This window comes from Pseudonocardia nigra, assembly GCF_019396355.1.
GTDB classification, from domain to species: Bacteria; Actinomycetota; Actinomycetes; order Mycobacteriales; family Pseudonocardiaceae; genus Pseudonocardia; species Pseudonocardia nigra.
In genome coordinates this window covers 1-630 of sequence record NZ_JAHKRK010000569.1, presented here as the reverse complement: position 1 = coordinate 630, position 630 = coordinate 1, and the positions used below count along the sequence as shown (strand labels likewise).

Below are 630 nucleotides of genomic sequence, written 5' to 3'. Positions count from 1 at the left end.
TCGCCGACCGCGCCAACATCGCCCACGCCCGACGAGACCTCCTCAACCGCGACGACGTCTTCACCGCGTACGGCATCTAACTGAATCCGACCAAACCGGACAAAGATCAACAACGCCGGGGCCCTGCCTGTAATGGGGGTGGAGCGAAGGGGCCGGATCATCTGCGATTTGTTTGCACGAGCAACCGGGCCAGCCCGGGAGGAGACGCGTGGACAAGTCAGGTCCTTCGGGCAAGTCGTTCGAGATATCGAAGCAGCTCGTGTGGGAGGCGTACCAACGAGTCACGGCCAACAAGGGTGCGGCCGGGGTGGACGGGCAGTCCGTCGAGGACTTCGAGAAAGATCTTCGGGGTAACCTGTACAAGATTTGGAATCGGATGTCCTCGGGAACCTACTTTCCGCCTCCGGTCAGGGCGGTGGAGATACCCAAGCCGCATGGCGGCGGGACAAGGATCCTCGGGGTGCCGACTGTGGCGGATCGGATCGCGCAGACGGTGGTGGCGATGTAAACATTCAGCGGTGTGGTGGCATGGCGTGATCGCCGGTCGGCCGTTCGGCCTCCGGTGCGCTCGGCTCGGTGTCCGTGGTCAGGTGGGCGCGGGTAGTGCCGGCATCCAGGGGTGGCCGGTGA

The 630-nt window shown here is 64.1% G+C and carries 1 protein-coding gene; it reads left to right on the top strand.

What is annotated here, in order from left to right; genetic code table 11:
* The first annotated feature begins 208 nt into the window (after positions 1-208).
* Complete coding sequence (locus tag KME75_RS42240; protein ID WP_219420703.1) at positions 209-508, top strand: RNA-dependent RNA polymerase family protein; 300 nt, start codon at positions 209-211, stop codon at positions 506-508.
* Positions 509-630 lie beyond the last annotated feature (122 nt).